This window comes from Drancourtella massiliensis, assembly GCF_016900655.1.
Classification (GTDB): Bacteria; Bacillota; Clostridia; order Lachnospirales; family Lachnospiraceae; genus Sellimonas; species Sellimonas catena.
The window spans coordinates 1-19,379 of record NZ_JACJKH010000006.1; the positions used below are offsets into that span (position 1 = coordinate 1).

Below are 19,379 nucleotides of genomic sequence, written 5' to 3' on the forward strand. Positions count from 1 at the left end.
TTTCGTCAATTCCATTATACCAAACGGGACAGGTTTATGCCTTTTTTATTGGCTGAAATATTGAATTTTCAAGGTTCAACACACCGTATTGGTGTGGGAAGTTTTAGTTAATAAGTAGTCAGGAGAAGAAACATGAAAAAAATTGCCATATTAGGATCCACCGGTTCGATCGGCACCCAGACGCTTGACGTGGTGCGAGAAAACGGGGACATTGAGGTCGTCTCTCTGGCGGCAGGATCCAATACAGAGCTTCTGGAAAAGCAGGTTCGTGAGTTTCATCCGAAAGTTGTCTGTGTCTATCAAAAAGAACGTGCGGCGGACTTAAAAGAGCGCCTTAAGGATAAAACTGTAAAAATTGTCACAGGAATGGATGGCCTGATTGAGGCGGCCTGTATTCCTGAAGCGGAGATTGTTGTGACGGCGGTTGTAGGGATGATTGGTATCCGGCCGACGATTGCCGCCATTGAAGCTGGAAAAGATATTGCGCTTGCAAATAAGGAAACACTTGTTACCGCAGGGCATCTGATTATTCCGCTTGCAAAGGAAAAAGGAATCCGGATTCTCCCGGTAGACAGCGAGCACAGCGCGATCTTTCAGTCTTTACAGGGAAATGCCGGAAATAAAATACAGAAGATTCTTTTGACGGCGTCCGGCGGACCGTTCCGCGGGAAAAAGCAGGAAGATCTGCTGAATGTCAAAGTGGAAGATGCGCTGAAGCATCCGAACTGGTCCATGGGAAGAAAGATCACGATTGACTCTTCCACCATGATCAATAAAGGACTGGAAGTAATCGAAGCCAAATGGCTGTTTGATGTATCCGTAGATGAGATTCAGGTTGTGGTCCAGCCGCAGTCGGTGATCCATTCCATGGTGGAGTACGAGGATGGCTCTGTGATTGCACAGCTTGGAACACCGGACATGAAGCTTCCGATCCAGTACGCGCTATATTATCCGGAACGAAGATATCTTCCGGGCGACCGCCTGGATTTCTGGAGCCTTTCCCATCTGGACTTTGAAAAGCCGGATCTGGATACTTTTTACGGGCTGGCACTTGCCTATGAGGCAGGAAGAGAGGGAGGCAGCATGCCGACCGTGCTGAATGCAGCCAACGAGCTGGCTGTCAGCATGTTCTTAGACAGACAGATCACATATCTGGAAATCGTGGAGATTATAGAGGACTGTATGAAGGCTCATAAGAAGATTGAGAATCCTTCCTTAGAACAGATTCTTATGACTGAACAGGAAACATATGAAAGAATTCGCAGCAGGAGGTAGCAGACAGTTTGGGAATTATTCTTGCAATTATCATTTTTGGATTTATCATTTTTATCCATGAGTTTGGACATTTTCTTCTGGCCAAACTAAACGGGATTGAGGTGCAGGAGTTTTCTATCGGAATGGGGCCGAAAATCGTAGGATTTCAGAGAAAAGAAACGCAGTATTCCATCCGGATTCTGCCGCTTGGCGGATTCTGTGCCATGGGCGAGGACGAAACTGAGGACGGGGAGAGCGTCGGGAATTTCAACCAGAAATCCCCGTGGAGACGGATCAGTGTTATCGTAGCAGGGGCAGGATTCAATTTTATTCTGGCTCTGATCGGAGCCATCATTATTACAGCGTGGATCGGCGTGGACAAACCGATTGTAGCTTCGGTGGAAGAGAATTATCCGGCGGCTGAGGCAGGACTGCAGGCCGGGGATGTTATCAAAGAAATCAACGGACGCAGTATCCATCTGTTTCGGGATGCAACGACTTATAATCAGTTTCACCAAAATGAGGAGATTGATCTGACTTATGAACGCGACGGCGTGGAGACGACAGTTCACCTAAAGCCGCAGTGGGATGAAGAAAGCGGAATGTACCGGTATGGGTATTCTGGTGGCGGATATGTAAAGACCGGCTTTTTTGAAACGATAAAATACAGTTTCTACGTGGTTGAATACTGGATCACATCCACAATCGAAAGCCTGAAGATGCTCGTTACCGGACAGATCGGAATGGACAGCATGTCCGGTCCGGTAGGAATTGTCGATGTGGTGCAGGATACCTACAATCAGAGCAGAAGCGGCGGAGCATCGCTTGTATTTCTTAACATGCTGAATCTTATGATTCTGCTTTCTGCCAACCTGGGTGTCATGAACCTGCTTCCGATTCCGGCACTGGACGGAGGACGCCTTGTATTCCTGATCATTGAAGTGATCCGCGGCAAGCGGGTGCCGCCTGAGAAAGAAGGCTATGTTCACATGGTCGGAATGGTCTGCCTGCTTTTGTTGATGGTTTTTGTAATGTTCAATGATATACAGAGAATTTTTCTCTGAATTACAGAAGGTGCCGCACGGATGTGCGGTGCCTTTTCCTGTTTAACAGGAAACCTCGTTCCCTGTTAAATAAAAACGCTCCGCGGGATGCGCACTCGCACGAAGCAGAAATTTGTCGCTGCAGAGACCGCGCTCGGCGCGAGAGTTCCGCGGGCGGAACTCTTTGTTCTCTTCAAGGCATGTTTTCGGAAGTGCTTTCATATCTTGAAGAGAAGAAATGCTTTGAGGTGGGCATGAACGAAAATTACGGAATGCAGGAAAACAATATTGATAAAGGGAAGCTGAAAATACAGATCACATCGGAGGCTACATCCTTCCCGGTGGAGGACGCAAGTATCCGGATCACCTATACCGGGGTGCCGGATCAGACGATTGAGACTGTCTCCACAGATTCTTCCGGACAAACGGAGACGCTGGAGTTGCCGGCCCCTCCGGTAGAGTACAGTCTGGATGAGCGTCAGGAGGAACAGCCTTACTCGGAATATACACTGGAAGTAACAGCGCCAGGATTTGAACCGATTCAGATCGCGGGAACAGAGATTCTCTCGGGGGTAACTGCGCTTCAGAATATCCGGATGCTTCCTCTGGAACGTGAGGAAGGTCAGGAGGTCTATGTGATTCCGGCACATACGCTGTTTGGAAATTATCCGCCCAAAATTCCGGAAGCCGAAATCAAGCCGATGGACGAATCAGGAGAGATTGTTTTGAGCCGCGTTGTAGTGCCGGAATACATTGTTGTACATGATGGGTCACCGCGGGATTCTACGGCATTGAATTACTATGACAGATACAAGGATTATATTAAAAATGTGGCGTCCAGCGAAATATATGCGACATGGCCGGAGGAAGCGATCAAGGCGAATGTCCTTGCAATTATGTCCTTTACATTGAACAGGGTTTACACAGAATGGTACAGAAATCAGGGCTTTGAATTTACGATTTCCTCCTCCACTGCCTTTGACCATAAGTGGATTCCGCAACGGAATATTTACGACACGATTTCCGTAGTTGTGGATGATCTGTTTGCGTCCTATCTTTCCAGACCGAACGTACGCCAGCCGATCCTGACTCAGTATTGCGACGGAAAACAGGTGACCTGTCCGGGATGGATGACCCAGTGGGGTTCCAAAGATCTGGCGGATCAGGGATACAGTGCAATCCAGATCCTGCGTTATTTTTACGGAAGTGACATGTATATCAATACCGCCCAGGAGATTTCCGGGATTCCGTCATCGTGGCCGGGTTACACATTGGAAAATGGGTCTTCCGGCAGCAAAGTTCTGCAGATGCAGGAACAGCTGAATGTGATTGCGGGAGCCTATCCGGCGATTCCGAAAGTGGATGCGGACGGAATTTACGGTCCAAGGACGGAAGCGTCAGTCCGTAAGTTTCAGGAAGTGTTCGGGCTTCCGCAGACGGGGAAAGTAGATTACCGGACCTGGTATAAAATTTCGGAGGTCTATGTGGGCGTTTCCAGGATTGCGGAACTTGTATAAAAGAATAAATAGGGTTGCGTATCGGGCAGGAATTTCTCTATAATAGACAGTAAAGGATGATTACGGAGAAAAGCATGAGAAAAAGAGAAAACAGATTCTTAAAAGGATGCGTTGTTCTGTGCGTCATATTGATTCTGGCAGTTGCGGCAGGACTTGCCGGTTTGTTCCGCGGGTCTGTGTCAACGGTTAAAGAGAGGACTGCTTCTTCAGCAGAACAGCCGGTATTTCAGGAAGTCGAAATTCCGGCCGAAGAAGTAGCGGAGAAATTTTATTACAGTACGTTAAGTGAAGAAGAACAGCAGGTGTATCAGGCCGTTCTTCAGGGTGTCCGGAATAATTCGGAAACGATCAACGTGGAGATGACAGATGCAAAGCGGGTCAACCAGATTTATGAATTTGTTCTGAATGATTTCCCGGATATTTTTTGGTGCAGCGGTGCGGCGGAGACGACAGCTTATCAGATTCCGGGAGGAGGATATTCTGAGTTTTGCCCGGAGTATACCTACGAGGGGGAACAGAAGGAACAGATGCAGGCACAGATTGAAGCGGAGGCAGAGGCCATTCTTGGTGCGGCGGATGTATCACAGATCGATCCGGAATATGACAGAATCCGGTATGTCTATGAATATGTTATCCGTTCGGTTGACTATGTGGAAAATGCAAGTGACAGTCAGAATCTCTACAGCGCGCTTGTCAATAAGGAGTCTGTCTGCGCCGGTTATGCGCGGGAGACCCAGTATCTTCTGGAACGGCTTGGAGTATTCTGCACATATGTCACAGGGACAACCAGAGGACAGCCGCACGCATGGAATCTGGTCCGGTGTGACGGGAACTATTATTACGTGGACACCACCTGGGGCGATCCGGTCTTCCTTCAAACCGACGGCGGGTCGATTCCGGAAGAACAGCAGATTCAGTACGATTATCTTTGCTGCAGTGAACAGGAACTATTCCGGACGCACGAACTGGATGCAGATGTTACATTTCCGTCCTGTACTGCTGTGAACGATAATTACTATGTAAGAGAGGGATGCTATTACCAGCGTTTTGACCAGGACCGGATGCAAAAACAGCTGAATGAGGAGATTTCTTCCAAAGAGCCGGTTTCTGTCTTCAAGTTTTCAGGGCAGTCAGCTTACGAAGAGTCCAGAGACAGGCTTATGAACGGGCTGATACGGGATGCGGCATCGATTCTGGCACAGCAGAACGGCCTTTCAAGTGCCCGGTATTCCTATCAGGACGATCCGGTTCTGTGTAAGATCACCGTTTACTGGCAGTATGAATAAAAAGGAAGAAAATTCCGGAAAAGCGTTGAAAAACAAAAAGAGATATGGTAAAATCTTTACAATTTGAGAAGGAGGGCGCTCGAGTATCGAAAAAGACACTCATGCGCCTTTCTTTTTGCGCAAACAAACATATAGAAACTACGAAGGGATAAGGTGAAGCTATGAAAGCATTTCTGATTTTGGAAGACGGAACCGTCTTTGAAGGAACAAGCATCGGCTCGAAGAGAGAAATGATCAGTGAAATTGTCTTTAACACCTCTATGACAGGTTATCTTGAGGTCCTTACGGATCCTTCTTATGCCGGACAGGCAGTTGTCATGACTTACCCGTTAATTGGAAATTATGGAATTACTCCTGACATGGAGTCGAAAAAAGCGTGGCCGGACGGCTATATTGTGAGAGAACTCTCCAGAATGCCGAGTAATTTCCGGTGCGAAGGAACGATACAGGAATTTCTGGAAAAGCAGGATATTCCGGGCATCGCAGGCATTGATACCCGTGCTCTTACGAAGATCCTGAGAGAAAAGGGAACCATGAACGGTATGATTACAACCAATGCTGCCTATAATCTGGAAGAGGTACTTCCGAAGATTGCGGCATATGAGGTTGGAGACGTTGTTTCCAAAGTAACATGTAAAGAGCCTTATGTGCTTCCGGGAGACGGCTACAAGGTTGCGCTGATGGACTACGGCGCAAAGAACAACATTGCCAGGTCCCTGAATCAGAGGGGCTGTGAGGTTACCGTGTATCCGGCTCATACAAAGGCGGAGGAAGTACTGGCGGCAAACCCGGACGGGATCATGCTTTCCAACGGTCCTGGAGACCCGAAGACATGTACCGGTATTATCGAAGAAGTCAGAAAGTTTTATGAAAGTGATGTGCCGATTTTCGCGATCTGCCTTGGGCATCAGTTGATGGCACTTGCAAATGGGGGAGATACCCACAAGCTGAAATATGGACACCGCGGCGGAAACCATCCGGTGAAAGATCTGAGCACAAACCGTGTTTACATTTCCTCACAGAATCATGGTTATGTCGTTGATGACACAACCTTGAGTCAGGAAATCGCAAAGCCGGCGTTTGTCAATGTCAATGACGGAACCAATGAAGGAATGGAATACACCGGAAAGAAGATCTTTACCGTACAGTTCCATCCGGAAGCATGTCCTGGACCGCAGGATTCCGGATATCTTTTTGACCGGTTTATGGAAATGATGGGAGGGGACAGATAATGCCAAGAAATCAGGATATTAAAAAAGTATTAGTAATCGGATCCGGGCCGATTGTCATCGGCCAGGCAGCTGAGTTTGACTATGCAGGAACACAGGCCTGCCGTTCCCTGAAAGAGGAGGGAATCGAAGTTGTACTTCTTAACTCAAACCCGGCCACCATCATGACAGATAAGGATATTGCAGACAGGGTTTACATCGAGCCTCTGACGGTAGAAGTAGTAGAAGAACTGATCCGCAAAGAAAAGCCGGACAGTATTCTTCCGACACTGGGAGGACAGGCCGGACTGAATCTTGCCATGGAGCTGGATGAGGCAGGATTTTTAAAAGAAAACAATGTGCGTCTGATCGGAACGACATCCGAAACGATCAAAAAGGCGGAGGACCGTCTGGAATTCAAGGCCACAATGGAAAAGATCGGAGAGCCGGTGGCGGCATCCCTTGTCGTGGAAAACGTACCGGACGGCGTGGCATTTGCAGAGGAGATCGGTTATCCGGTCGTTCTGCGTCCGGCTTATACCCTTGGCGGAAGCGGCGGTGGTATTGCCCATGACCGGGAGGAAATGGTGGAGATTCTGGAAAACGGACTTCGTCTTTCCCGTGTGGGTCAGGTACTTGTAGAGCGCTGTATTGCAGGATGGAAAGAGATTGAATATGAAGTGATGCGGGATGGAAATGGAAATTGCATTACCGTATGTAATATGGAAAACATCGACCCGGTCGGTGTTCATACCGGAGACAGTATTGTTGTGGCACCGTCTCAGACGCTGGGGGATAAAGAGTATCAGATGCTGAGAACTTCTGCTTTGAATATTATCAGCGAGCTGAACATTACCGGAGGGTGTAATGTGCAGTATGCTCTTCACCCGGATACGTTTGAATACTGTGTTATTGAGGTCAATCCGCGTGTGAGCCGCTCTTCTGCACTTGCATCCAAGGCGACAGGATACCCGATTGCAAAAGTGGCGGCAAAGATCGCACTTGGCTATACTCTGGACGAAATCAAAAACGCCATTACCGGAAAGACTTATGCAAGTTTTGAGCCGATGCTGGATTACTGTGTTGTCAAGATCCCGCGTCTGCCGTTTGATAAATTTATCAGTGCCCAGAGAACACTGACCACACAGATGAAAGCGACCGGGGAAGTCATGAGTATCTGTGACAATTTCGAAGGCGCGCTGATGAAAGCAATCCGTTCTCTGGAACAGCATGTAGACAGCCTGATGTCCTATGATTTCTCGGATCTGTCTGATGAGGAACTGATGGAAAAGCTTCATATTGTAGATGACAGACGGATCTGGATGATTGCAGAGGCCCTGAGAAGAGGCGTTTCCTACGATGTCCTTTACAGCATTACAAAAATTGACAAATGGTTTATTGATAAATTCGCCATCATTGTAGAGATGGAGAAAGCCCTGAAAGACGGACCGCTGACACCGGAACTTTTAAAAGAAGCAAAACGGATCGAATTTCCGGATCATGTCATTGCATCTCTGACCGGTAAGACCGAGGGAGAGATCCATCAGATGCGCATGGACAACGGAATCCGTGCGGCATACAAGATGGTAGATACCTGTGCGGCAGAGTTCGCTGCAAGCACACCGTACTATTATTCTGTATTCGGCAGTGAAAATGAAGTAGAAAAAACAAGTGGAAAGAAGAAAGTTCTTGTCCTTGGCTCCGGCCCGATTCGTATCGGTCAGGGAATCGAATTCGATTTCTGCTCCGTACATTGTACCTGGGCATTCAAAAAAGAAGGCTATGAGACAATCATCGTCAATAATAACCCGGAGACAGTCAGCACTGACTTTGACATCGCAGACAAGCTTTATTTCGAGCCGTTGACACCGGAAGATGTGGAAAGCATCGTAGATATTGAGAAACCGGACGGCGCTGTTGTGCAGTTCGGCGGACAGACAGCCATCAAGCTGACCGAGGCACTGATGAAGATGGGAGTTCCGATCTTCGGTACTTCGGCAGAAAATGTAGATGCAGCGGAAGACAGAGAACTCTTTGACGAAATCCTTGCAAAATGTAAGATTCCGCGCCCGACAGGTGGAACGGTCTTTACAGCAGAGGAAGCGAAAAAGGTTGCAAACGAACTGGGTTATCCGGTTCTTGTAAGACCGTCCTACGTTCTTGGCGGCCAGGGCATGCAGATTGCCATCAACGACCATGATATCGACGAGTTTATCGGAATCATCAACCGGATCGCACAGGAGCATCCGATTCTGGTAGACAAGTACCTGATGGGAAAAGAGATCGAGGTTGACGCGGTGTGCGACGGAGAAGATATCCTGATTCCGGGTATTATGGAGCATATCGAAAGAGCCGGTATTCACTCCGGAGACAGTATCTCCGTTTACCCGGCCCAGAGCATTTCCGCAGTAACAAAGCGGAAGATCGAAGAGTACACAAGAAGACTTGCCAGAGCTTTGAATGTCATCGGTATGATTAACATTCAGTTCATTGTTTGCGGGGAAGAAGTGTACGTCATCGAGGTGAATCCAAGATCCAGCCGTACCGTTCCGTATATCAGCAAGGTGACAGGCATCCCGATCGTTCCGCTTGCAACAAAAGTCATTATCGGACATAAGATCCGTGAGATGGGATATACTCCGGGACTGCAGAAAGAGGCGGAATACATCGCAATCAAGATGCCGGTATTCTCTTTTGAGAAAATCCGCGGGGCAGACATCAGCCTTGGACCGGAAATGAAGTCCACCGGAGAATGTCTTGGAATTGCGAAGACCTTTAACGAGGCATTATACAAAGCCTTCCTTGGAGCAGGTATCAAACTTCCGAAATATAAGAATATGATTATGACCGTACGGGATGAGGACAAGCCGGAAGCGGTAGAGATCGGACGCAGATTCGAGGCTCTCGGATACCGGATCTTTGCGACAGCCGGAACGGCGGAAGCCCTCAAAGAAGCAGGGGTAAAAGCAATTTCTGTCAACAAGATCGAGCAGGCATCTCCAAACCTTCTGGACCTGATTCTTGGACATGAGATTGACCTTGTCATCGATACTCCTCCGCAGGGAGCAGATCATGCAAGAGATGGATTTACGATCCGCAGAAATGCCATCGAAACAGGTGTGACTGTACTGACTGCGATGGATACGGCAGGAGCACTGGTGACAAGCCTTGAAAATACCAATATCAAAGAACTGGCTTTGATTGATATCGCAAAAGTTCAGTAGTATAATTGAAGACAGAACATAAAAGAGAAGCGCTATGGTTCATCCGGATCATAGCGCTTGGTAATTTGACAGCAGGAGGGAAGCGTTATGTACAAAATTCTGATTATCGAAGATGATATGACCATTGCAGAAACCCTGGCATCCCATCTGACCCGGTGGGGATATGAGGTGAAATATGTGGAGGATTTCAAGAATATTCTGGAAGAGACGGCGGCCTGTTCGCCGCACCTTATTCTTCTGGACATCATGCTGCCGTTTTTCAACGGGTTCCACTGGTGCCAGAGAATCCGGGAATTTTCCAAAGTGCCGATCATCTTCCTGTCATCGGCGTCTGACAATATGAATATCGTCATGGCCATGAATATGGGCGGAGATGATTTTGTAGAAAAGCCGTTCGACCTGAATGTTCTGACGGCAAAAGTTCAGGCACTGCTGCGGAGGAGTTATTCTTTTCAGGGAAATATCAATGTGATTGAGCATAAAGGCCTGATTCTGAACATGAGTGACGCTTCGGTTCTGTATGAAGGTGCGCGGATTGATCTTACGAAAAATGAATATAAAATTTTACAGTGCCTGATGGAACGTGCGGGGAAAATTGTCTCCCGGGAGGACATTATCACGAAACTCTGGGAGGACGACAGCTTTATCGATGACAATACGCTGACAGTCAATATGACAAGGCTGAGGAAAAAGCTGGATAAGGCCGGCCTGCCGGATATCATTCTGACCAAAAAAGGAATCGGTTACATGATAAAGGAGTGAGAGAACCATGGTGAAAGGATATTTGAAAGACAGGATGCTGGCCTGGGCGGTTTTTCTGTTTTTTTACGCGGCATTGTTTCTGATCGGATATTTATATGATATTCCGATGGAAAAGGTCTTTTATATAGCAGAGTTTACTCTGGCCGGAGCATTTCTCTGTTTTCTGGTGGATGTGACGAAATATGCAGGCCGGTGGAAAGAACTGAAGCGCCGGATCGAGACGATGGATACCTGTTCCGGAACATTTTATACATCACCTGGAGCGATGGATGCTCTTTACCGGCAGCTGATTGAGAAGATGGCACATGAAAAGGAAGAGGTTCTGTACGAGGATGGACTCAAATATAATGATATGATGGATTACTACGGCATGTGGGCGCATCAGATTAAGACTCCGATCGCCGCCATGCGGATTCTTCTGCAGTCCGGCCGGGAGAGTGAAGAAGAAAAGATTGACCGGAAACTCTATGATTCTCTGCAGATGGAGCTGTTTAAGACGGAACAGTATGTGGAGATGGTGTTGTCCTACCTGAGAATCGGTGACATATCCAAAGATATGGTATTGACAAACTGCGATCTTGGGAAAGTGGTGCGTCAGGCCGTCAAGAAGTACTCCAGACTGTTTATCCTGCAAAAGCTCTCGCTGGAACTGGGTGAAATCAAGGAGACGGTGCTGACAGATGAAAAATGGCTCTCCTTTGTGGTAGAGCAGATCCTTTCCAATGCGCTGAAGTATACGAAAAAAGGAAAGATTTCCATCTATATGAAGGACGGTGACCATCTGGTGATTGAAGATACCGGAATCGGGATTTCCAGCGAGGATCTTCCGAGAATCATGGAGAAGGGCTATACCGGATATAACGGCAGAAAAGACAAAAAGTCCACCGGAATCGGCCTTTATCTCTGCAAGAAAGTGATGGACAAATTAAACCACGGGATTCAGATTTCCTCCCAACCGGATAAAGGAACGAAAGTAACACTGGATTTAGGGCGCCGGGAACTGGATGTGGAATAAGCGGGATTCTCTACCTTTCAAAATCGTAAGGTTTGCGGATGGATTGTAAGCCGAATCGATGGAAAAGACCATCGGGGGTTGACTATAATAAAGGCATAGAAAAGAACAGAATTTCAGAAAGGTGGAGAAGCAGATGACGATTCTTGAAGTGCAGAATCTGAAGAAAACATATACAACACGTTTTGGAGGGAATCAGGTAGAAGCCCTGAAAAATGTGACCTTTTCCGTGGAAGAAGGAGAGTACGTCGCAATCATGGGAGAGTCCGGTTCCGGAAAGACGACACTTTTGAATATTCTTGCAGCGCTGGATAAGCCGACAGGCGGGCGCATCAAGCTGAAAGGGAGAGATCTTTCTACAGTGCCGGAGAGGGAGATCGCAACATTCCGGAGACAGAATCTGGGATTTGTATTCCAGGATTTTAATCTTCTGGATACTCTTTCCATCCGTGATAATATCTTCCTTCCGCTTGTGCTTGCAGGAAGGAAGTATCCGGAGATGGAAAAGCGGCTGGAGCCGATCGCAAAGAGTCTTGGAATTTATGAGCTTCTTTCCAAGTTTCCCTATGAAGTATCCGGAGGACAGAAGCAGCGGACGGCGGTGGCCAGAGCATTGATTACCAAACCACAGTTGATTCTTGCAGATGAGCCGACCGGTGCGCTGGATTCCAGGGCTGCGGACGATCTGCTGAACCAGTTTTCAAGGATTAATCAGACGGGACAGACCATTCTTATGGTAACCCACTCTGTGAAAGCGGCAAGCCATGCCGGCAGAGTCCTTTTCATCAAAGATGGCGAAGTCTTCCATCAGATTTACCGGGGTAATATGAAAAATGAAGAGCTGTACCAGAAGATTTCAGACACCTTGACGGTACTGACCACAGGAGGTGAGCGGCATGTTTAAATCGATTTACATCCGGCTTGCATTCACCAACATGAAGAAAAACAAACGGTCGTATCTTCCGTTTCTGGTAACCAGCATCATCACGATCATGCTGTTTTTCGATATGTCGATCATCATGGACAATTCCGGAATTAAAGAAATGCCGGGGGCAGGCAGCATGAGAAGCATTCTCGGATTTGGTACAGTCATTGTTGCAATCTTCGCGTGTGTATTTCTTTTCTACACAAACAGCTTCCTGATCAAGCAGAGGAGAAAAGAGATCGGCCTTTATAATGTTCTCGGAATGGGAAAGAAAGAGATTGCCATTATGATGTTCTGGGAATCCTTGATGGTCGGAGGCGCCAGTATCCTGGCGGGAATTCTTGGCGGAATTATCCTTGGAAGACTGATGTTTCTTCTGCTCTATAAGATTATCGGATATCAAACATCCCTTCAGTATGAAGTGACGGGCAGCAGTATCAGCACGACCCTGATTCTTTTTGCGGTAATTTTTTTTGTAGCATTTGTATCCAATCTGATTCAGGTGCGTAAAGCAAATCCGATTGAACTTCTCAGAGGCGGAAATGTAGGTGAAAAAGAGCCAAAAACCAAGATTTTGCTTACCGTTTTCGGAGTCGTGACAATCGCGGCAGGTTATATACTGGCCAATATCGTAGAAAATCCGATTGAAGCGATCAGTGTCTTCTTTGTAGCGGTGCTCCTTGTCGTTATCGGAACATACGCGCTGTTTGTTGCAGGAAGTATCGCATTTTTAAAACTTCTGAGAAAAAATAAATCTTTTTATTATAAGGCGAAACATTTTCATTCTGTCTCCGGCATGATTTACCGGATGAAGCAGAATGCAGTAGGACTTGCCAATATCTGTATTTTGAGTACAATGGTACTGGTTACGCTTTCAACGACAGTCGGCCTGAATCTGGGAATGGAAAACATAATGGAAAACCGGTTTCCGAAGGAGCTGATTCTGACCATTGAGCAAAGTAATGAAGAAACGATCCGGACTGTGGATACGGTAGTGGCGGAAGAACTGAACCGGCAGGGGATCCGGCAGGAAAACGGATACCGGTGTCAGTCTGTTTCCATGGTGACGGATAAAGAAAAAGATGGATTTTCCTTCTATGCGTTCGGCAGTCTCTTTTACCCTAACCGGGTGCTGGTACAGCTTGCTCCGGTATCATACTATAATGAGATGATGGGAGAAAATCTGGAGCTTTCGGATCAGGAAGCAGTCATATACACTTCTTCCAAAACGCCTTATGGAAAGGATCATTTCCGGATTGAAGACACGGATTTTACCATTGTAGAAGAGCCGGATGCAATTCCGATGGAAAAGAAGCAGAACTTCCCTGTAATGGAGTCTTATATCCTGTTCGTCAAAGATCAGACGGTCATTAACAATCTGATCTCATCCCTGCCGGAATCCGGAGAAGTATCGATGGAATATTCCTATGGGTTTGATCTGACCGGAAGCGAAGAGAAAAAAGAGGCAGCAGCAGAGGCCATTACCAACAGGATTCAGAATGATTACGGAATCGGAGGATACCTGGAACTCCGGGGCGTCTATGAAGAAGATTTCCATATGTTTTACGGAAGCTTCTTCTTCCTTGGAATTTTCCTCGGCGGTCTGTTCCTGATGGCAACCGTACTGATTATCTACTATAAGCAGATTTCCGAAGGATTTGAGGACCGGAACCGGTATCAGATCATGCAGAAAGTCGGCATGAGCCGGCGGGAGGTTAAAAAAACCGTCAACAGTCAGATCAGGATGGTATTTTTCCTGCCGCTTGGACTTTCGGTTCTCCATCTGGCAGCGGCATTCCAGCTGATTCGAAGACTTCTTTCGTCATTTAATCTGACGAACACAAACCTGATTGTTGCATGTACAATTGGAACGGTTCTTATCTTTGCGTTGATTTATGCGTTTGTCTTTAAACTGACGGCAAGAGAATATTATAAAATTGTTACCAGATAACCGGGAAAGGGCACTGTGTTTGAAAATGCAGTGCCTTTGTGTTATGATAAAACCAGTTTGGAAAAGAAGCAAAAGGAGGGCAAGATGATGATTACACATAAGGAAGAACGGGAAATTCAAAAGGCAGAGCACGCTTCCGGCGGTGCGGGATACATTCTCAAAGAAGCACTGATCAAAGGAGAGCAGCTTGGAGATGGCTGCGGCATGTTCAGCGAGGTGACAATCAAGCCCGGATGCGAGCTTGGATACCATGAGCATCATGGCGAAACAGAAACGTATTACCTTTTAAAAGGAAAGGGAATCTACAATGAAAACGGCACAAAACGCGAAATCTGTGCGGGTGATGTGACGTTCTGCCCGGACGGAGAGGGCCACGGACTTGTAAATGACGGAGACGAGGATATCATATTTATCGCTCTCATCCTGAAAAAGAAATAAAAAAATCTACAGGATTTCCGCATGCGGCGGGCTGCTTTTGCAGCAGCGTTTTCCGCTGCAGTGCGTTTTTTTCTGCAGAATCATCTTTCGGGAGAAGAATTCCCGGACTTATCGCGATTTTGCGAAAAATTCCTGGACTGCCTGGAGCAGTGCGGTATTCTGTTCCGGAAGCATCAGGCAGAACCGGAAAAACTGAGTTCCGAGTCCCTCGAAAGAGGAACAGTCCCGGATCATCAGCTTCTGGCGGATCAGGCAGTCAAAAAGACCGGATGCCGTGAGGGAAGGATCCAGAATCTCGACAAGCAGGAAGTTGCTGTCGCTCGGATAGACACGAAGAGCAGGAATTCCAGAAAGTCCTTGTATCATGCGGGTACGCTCGCCTGATATGAGGGCTTTTGTTTTAACGATAAACTCTTCCTCGCAGAACAGATGCTCTCCGGCAAAGGCTGCAACACTGTTGACACTCCACGGATTCTGGTGCGTCTTTACATGATCAAGAAAAACACGGTTTCCGGATGCACCGTACCCGAGACGGAGTCCGGGAGCAGCGAAAAATTTGGAAATTCCCCGGATTACCATCAGATTCGGAAATCTGGAGACAAGAGACATTGCAGAGACTTCTCTGTCAGCAAATTCCGCATAGGTCTCATCGATCATCACGAAGATATCTGATTTCAGGCAGCCTTCCAGAAGATCCGCAATTTCATCGGTTGAAAGCGCGCGGGCAGTCGGATTATTTGGATTGCAGAGAATCAGAAAGTCTGCATTGTGAGCCGTCAGAAAGTCAAGCAGATCATCCGTGTCAGGCTGAAAGAGGTGTTCCTTTTTCGGAAACCATGTTGTAAAAGAGATTCCGGCAAGATTCAGTTCCCTTTCGTACTCCGAGTAGGAAGGACCGACCTGAACGGCACGTTTTCTCCCGGAGGACTGAATCAGCAGAGAAATCAGCTCGGTAGAACCATTGCCGACAAGAACATGGTCCGGGGAAATATGACAGTAGTTACCGATTGCCTGTTTCAGACCTGTATACTCCCGGTCCGGATAATGAGTCATCAGGCGGGAAAAATTCTGACAGACAAGTCCGGCTGTTTTCGCGGGAAAACCGAGAGGATTAACATTTGCGGAAAAACAGATAATTTCCTCCTGCGGCAGATGGTAATATTGCGCGACCTGCTCGAGATCGCTTCCATGAAAAGCGGTTGACTGGCTCATAGTGTATGTCCTCCTAATATTTATGGTTACAAGTTAAGCTCGTACTCCGGAGCAGGCAGATACATCTTATATGCAAGCATGCCGCTGTATCTGTCTGCTCCGAAATACTGTGTGAACAGTAACAACTTTTTTGACAAGTTTTGATAAATTTTGCACAGGCATTGCCATATGACAGGGAATAATGTTATAATTTCAATTATAGTATATCTGATAAAAAATGCAATGCAAGAGGTGGAAGGCTTGAAAAATAAGATTAAACGCTTTTCAAATGGAGATTTTAGTAAGGAGCAGCCGGATGTAAGGTTTTCAGAGACCAACCTGGTGCTTTTGATTGGAGAAGGGGAAACATTTCAGGGGAGTTTTACGATTGAAAACAGAAAAGAAGCACCGGTAAGAGGACTTGTCTATTCCTCCTCTTTCCGGATACATCTGAAAGAGAGTGGATTTGAGGGGAATCCGGTTGTGATTTCATTCACCTACGATGCAGAAGGGCTGGAGCCCGGATACGTGGAAAACGGAACATTTACCGTGGTTTGTAACGGAGGTGAATATGAGCTTTCCTTTACAGCAGTGATTGAGCGCCCTTATCTTATGACATCCCATGGAAAGGTGCAGAACATGAAGGATTTTAAACTCCTGGCGATGAAGGATTTCCTGGAAGCGCGCAGGCTGTTCCGTTCCATGAGTTTTTATGAGATCCTGCGGTATGAAAATCCAAGGGTGGTGGCGCTCTATAATAATATGCGGAAATGGTCTCTTGGAGAGCAGGCAGTGGAGGAGTTCCTTGTGGGAATCAAGCAGAAGGAATGCCTCTTCCTTTCTCTGTCCGAGTACGAAAAGAAGTTTGAAAGCCCGAATGAGGCGGTGCGGGAGAATATAATCATTACCAAAAATACATGGGGTTATATGCCGATCCGTGCCTCTGTGGAGGGTAATTTTATCCAGATCACGCAGAAGGAGTTTACAACCGATGATTTTGTCGGAAATACGCTGGGATTCCATTATGTGATTACTCCGCAGGTTCTTCATGCCGGAAGAAATTTCGGCCGGATTATTTTTACAACTCCGTACGAACAGATTGCGTACGAGATCGAGGTGACACGGGAAGGAGTGCATACTCCGAAGCATGAGCAGACCTTTTATATGACACAGATTATAAAAGGATATTTTTCCTGTATTACCGGAACGAGCGATCTGTTAAGCTGGGCAGAGGATACGGTGCAGCTGGCCGGGCAAATGGAAAATCTTGGACGGGATGCGGCATTTTGTTCTCTTGTAAAAGCACATGCATACCTGGAAAGCGGTCAGACCGAGGAGGCCGCCAGGATTATCGAAGAGTATAATTACGGACGGTTCGACATGATGAAGCGTCCGGAAAATACAACATATTATCTGTATCTGACGGCGCTTCTGAAAAAGAATGCAAACCATACAGAACATGTGACCGATGAGATAAAGAAGGCATATAATAAGCACCCGAAAATGTGGAGCGCTCTTTGCATGCTTGTTGATATTGATCCGGAATACAGAAATATTACAAGAAGGCTTGCCGCGCTGGAGAAGCATTTCTATGCAGAAAAAGCAGGTCATACACTTCTGTACCTGCAGGCGTTTAAATGTTACCGGGAAGATCCGGTCTGTCTGAAGAAACTTGGAAATTTTGAAATTCGGGTTCTGAGTTTTGGATCCAGATACGGCCTGTTTACACGGGAGCTTGCCCTCTATACAGCGAATCTGGCAGGGCAGCAGAAGAAATTTGACAGACAGCTTTTCAGACTTCTGGAACGTCTGTATACAGATTATCCGGACCCGATGGTGCTGACTTCCATCTGTACGCTTCTGATTAAAGGAAATCAGATCCGGTCCGAGTATTTCAAATGGTATGAGCTTGCGGTAGAACAGGAGATGAAAATCGTACAGCTCTATGAATATTATATGATGACCATCGAGGAGGAGCGAGTTAAAGATCCACTTCCAAAAGCGGTATGCCTTTACTTTATGCACGGGAATACGCTTACTTATGAAAAGACAGCGTTTCTTTATGCCAATATCATACAGTTTCAGGATGAGACAGGAGAGATTTACGCCTACTACCGTGACAAGATGGAGGCGTTTGCGTGGGAACAGCTTCTGAAGCGCCATATCAATGAGCCGCTTCGGATTATCTATAAGAAATTCTGCACGGAAGAAAATATGACGGAAGACAGGCTGGAAGCGCTTAACGATATCTGTCATGCTTACGAAGTCAGGACAAAGCTCCCGTTTATGAAGTCTGTCATGGTGATTGAGGAAGACGGGGAAATCCACCAGAGAGTCGGCGTTGTTGATGGCAGCGCGATGATTTTCCTCTACGATAAAGATTCCAGAATTATCTGGGAATCCATGGACGGACGGCATTATACCGATTCGATTCCATATGAAACGACCAGACTTTTTTATGAGATGCGTTTTGTCGAACTGTGCAGAAAATTTGAAAAGAAACCGGATCAGGAAGAAGAATCCGTGCCGGTTCCGGAGCTTTCCTTTGAGAATATCGAGAAACATGGAATGGAGCTGTTTGCGGACGAGGAGATTTTTGATCTTTGTACGAAGAAAATTCAGGAAGACGGATATGAAGAGGAGGAGACTCTTCTGGAAGTATGCTTTGTCCTCTTCCAGAGAGGCCATTTCGACAGGACGACACTGACGTATCTTTCCATGTATTACTGTGGGGCTACCAGGAATATGAAACAGGTGTGGCGCGCGGCGAAAAAGGAGGGGGTACCTTCCGGCAAGATTGCAGAGCGTATCATCACACAGATGGTCTTTTCCGAAAATATTTTCGGAGAAGAGGAAATTTTCTGCGATTACTATGACAGTGGAAACGGGTATTTCCGCCTGATCAGAGCGTATCTTGCGTATATCTCCCGGGAGTATCTGATGCGGGAACGTCAGACAGGAGAGTCGGTATGGAAAGTTGTGGAGAAGGAAGCGTCTGTTGGAGAGCAGCTTCCGGATATCTGCCGGATTGCATATTTAAAATACTATTCAGAGCATGATCTGGAAAGCGCGTCGGAGGAACTGCTTAAACGTTTCTTAAGAGAACTTTGTGAAAAACAGGCTGTCTTTCAGTTCTATCTGAAATATCCAAGGCCATGGCTGCAGGAGGTGATGCTGTATGATAAGAGCATTATTGAATACCGGGCCAAAAAAGGAAGCCAGGTTGTAATTGAATACAAGATCAGAAAAGCGAAAGACCAGGAAGATGAACAGCCGTATCAGAAAGAAATTATGCCGGCTGTTTATGAGGATATTCATGTAAGGACATTTATTCTTTACAGCGATGAGATTCTCGAATACTACTTTAAGGAATTGAAGATGGATGGAAGTACGGCAGTGTCCGAAAAACATGTACTCCGCCTTGACGGTGAAATACCGGCTGTCGGAACTTACGGACGGCTTGATGATATGTCGGAGCTTACAAAAGAAGCCCTGAAACAGGCCATGAATGAGTACAGCCGTGAGAAGGAACTGTCACAGGAATTATTTATGTTATACTAGAATAGGA

13 protein-coding genes are annotated in these 19,379 nt (G+C 46.8%); 12 read left to right on the top strand and 1 reads right to left on the bottom strand.

From position 1 onward, the window contains the following. Nucleotides 1-132 precede the first annotated feature (132 nt). From H6A32_RS04420 to H6A32_RS04470, 11 genes are all read left to right on the top strand, one after another. Complete coding sequence (locus H6A32_RS04420) at nt 133-1,275, top strand: 1-deoxy-D-xylulose-5-phosphate reductoisomerase (protein WP_087167782.1); 1,143 nt, start codon at nt 133-135, stop codon at nt 1,273-1,275. Between the two features lie 8 nt (nt 1,276-1,283). Next, nucleotides 1,284-2,318, top strand: a complete 1,035-nt coding sequence (rseP, locus tag H6A32_RS04425) for an RIP metalloprotease RseP (protein WP_087167783.1) — start codon at nt 1,284-1,286, stop codon at nt 2,316-2,318. A gap of 233 nt (nt 2,319-2,551) precedes the next feature. Beyond that, nucleotides 2,552-3,814: a peptidoglycan-binding protein gene (locus H6A32_RS04430; protein WP_087167924.1), complete on the top strand. Its 1,263-nt coding sequence runs from the start codon at nt 2,552-2,554 to the stop codon at nt 3,812-3,814. A gap of 74 nt (nt 3,815-3,888) precedes the next feature. Further along, the gene (locus H6A32_RS04435) at nt 3,889-5,100 is read left to right on the top strand and encodes a transglutaminase domain-containing protein (RefSeq protein WP_204863841.1); all 1,212 of its coding nucleotides are present in this window, start codon (nt 3,889-3,891) and stop codon (nt 5,098-5,100) included. A gap of 161 nt (nt 5,101-5,261) precedes the next feature. Beyond that, nucleotides 5,262-6,332, top strand: coding sequence for a carbamoyl phosphate synthase small subunit (locus H6A32_RS04440; RefSeq protein WP_118636323.1), 1,071 nt, complete (start codon nt 5,262-5,264; stop codon nt 6,330-6,332). Beyond that, nucleotides 6,332-9,532 carry a carbamoyl-phosphate synthase large subunit gene (gene carB / locus H6A32_RS04445; protein WP_204863842.1) on the top strand — a complete coding sequence of 1,067 codons (3,201 nt, stop codon included), beginning with the start codon at nt 6,332-6,334 and terminating at the stop codon, nt 9,530-9,532. The genes H6A32_RS04440 and carB overlap by 1 nt, the downstream gene beginning before the upstream one ends. Before the next feature lie 87 nt (nt 9,533-9,619). Next, nucleotides 9,620-10,294, top strand: coding sequence for a response regulator transcription factor (locus H6A32_RS04450; protein ID WP_087167787.1), 675 nt, complete (start codon nt 9,620-9,622; stop codon nt 10,292-10,294). Between the two features lie 7 nt (nt 10,295-10,301). After that, entirely contained in the window at nt 10,302-11,309 is a 1,008-nt protein-coding gene (locus H6A32_RS04455; RefSeq protein ID WP_087167788.1) for a sensor histidine kinase, read from the top strand. 133 nt (nt 11,310-11,442) lie between these two features. Next, the gene (locus H6A32_RS04460; protein WP_087167789.1) at nt 11,443-12,210 is read left to right on the top strand and encodes an ABC transporter ATP-binding protein; all 768 of its coding nucleotides are present in this window, start codon (nt 11,443-11,445) and stop codon (nt 12,208-12,210) included. Further along, entirely contained in the window at nt 12,203-14,182 is a 1,980-nt protein-coding gene (locus H6A32_RS04465) for an ABC transporter permease (protein ID WP_087167790.1), read from the top strand. The genes H6A32_RS04460 and H6A32_RS04465 overlap by 8 nt, the downstream gene beginning before the upstream one ends. Nucleotides 14,183-14,266: 84 nt before the next feature. Next, entirely contained in the window at nt 14,267-14,620 is a 354-nt protein-coding gene (locus H6A32_RS04470; protein WP_243272985.1) for a cupin domain-containing protein, read from the top strand. Nucleotides 14,621-14,728: 108 nt separating this feature from the next. On the opposite strand, the gene H6A32_RS04475 is transcribed toward H6A32_RS04470, so the two are convergent. After that, nucleotides 14,729-15,832: a pyridoxal phosphate-dependent aminotransferase gene (locus tag H6A32_RS04475; protein ID WP_087167791.1), complete on the bottom strand. Its 1,104-nt coding sequence runs from the start codon at nt 15,830-15,832 to the stop codon at nt 14,729-14,731. A 240-nt stretch (nt 15,833-16,072) separates the two neighbouring features. Here H6A32_RS04475 and H6A32_RS04480 point away from each other — a divergent pair, with 240 nt between their 5' ends. Continuing rightward, on the top strand, nt 16,073-19,372 hold the full coding sequence (locus H6A32_RS04480) for a DUF5717 family protein (protein WP_171027904.1): 3,300 nt from the start codon (nt 16,073-16,075) through the stop codon (nt 19,370-19,372). Nucleotides 19,373-19,379: the final 7 nt, after the last annotated feature.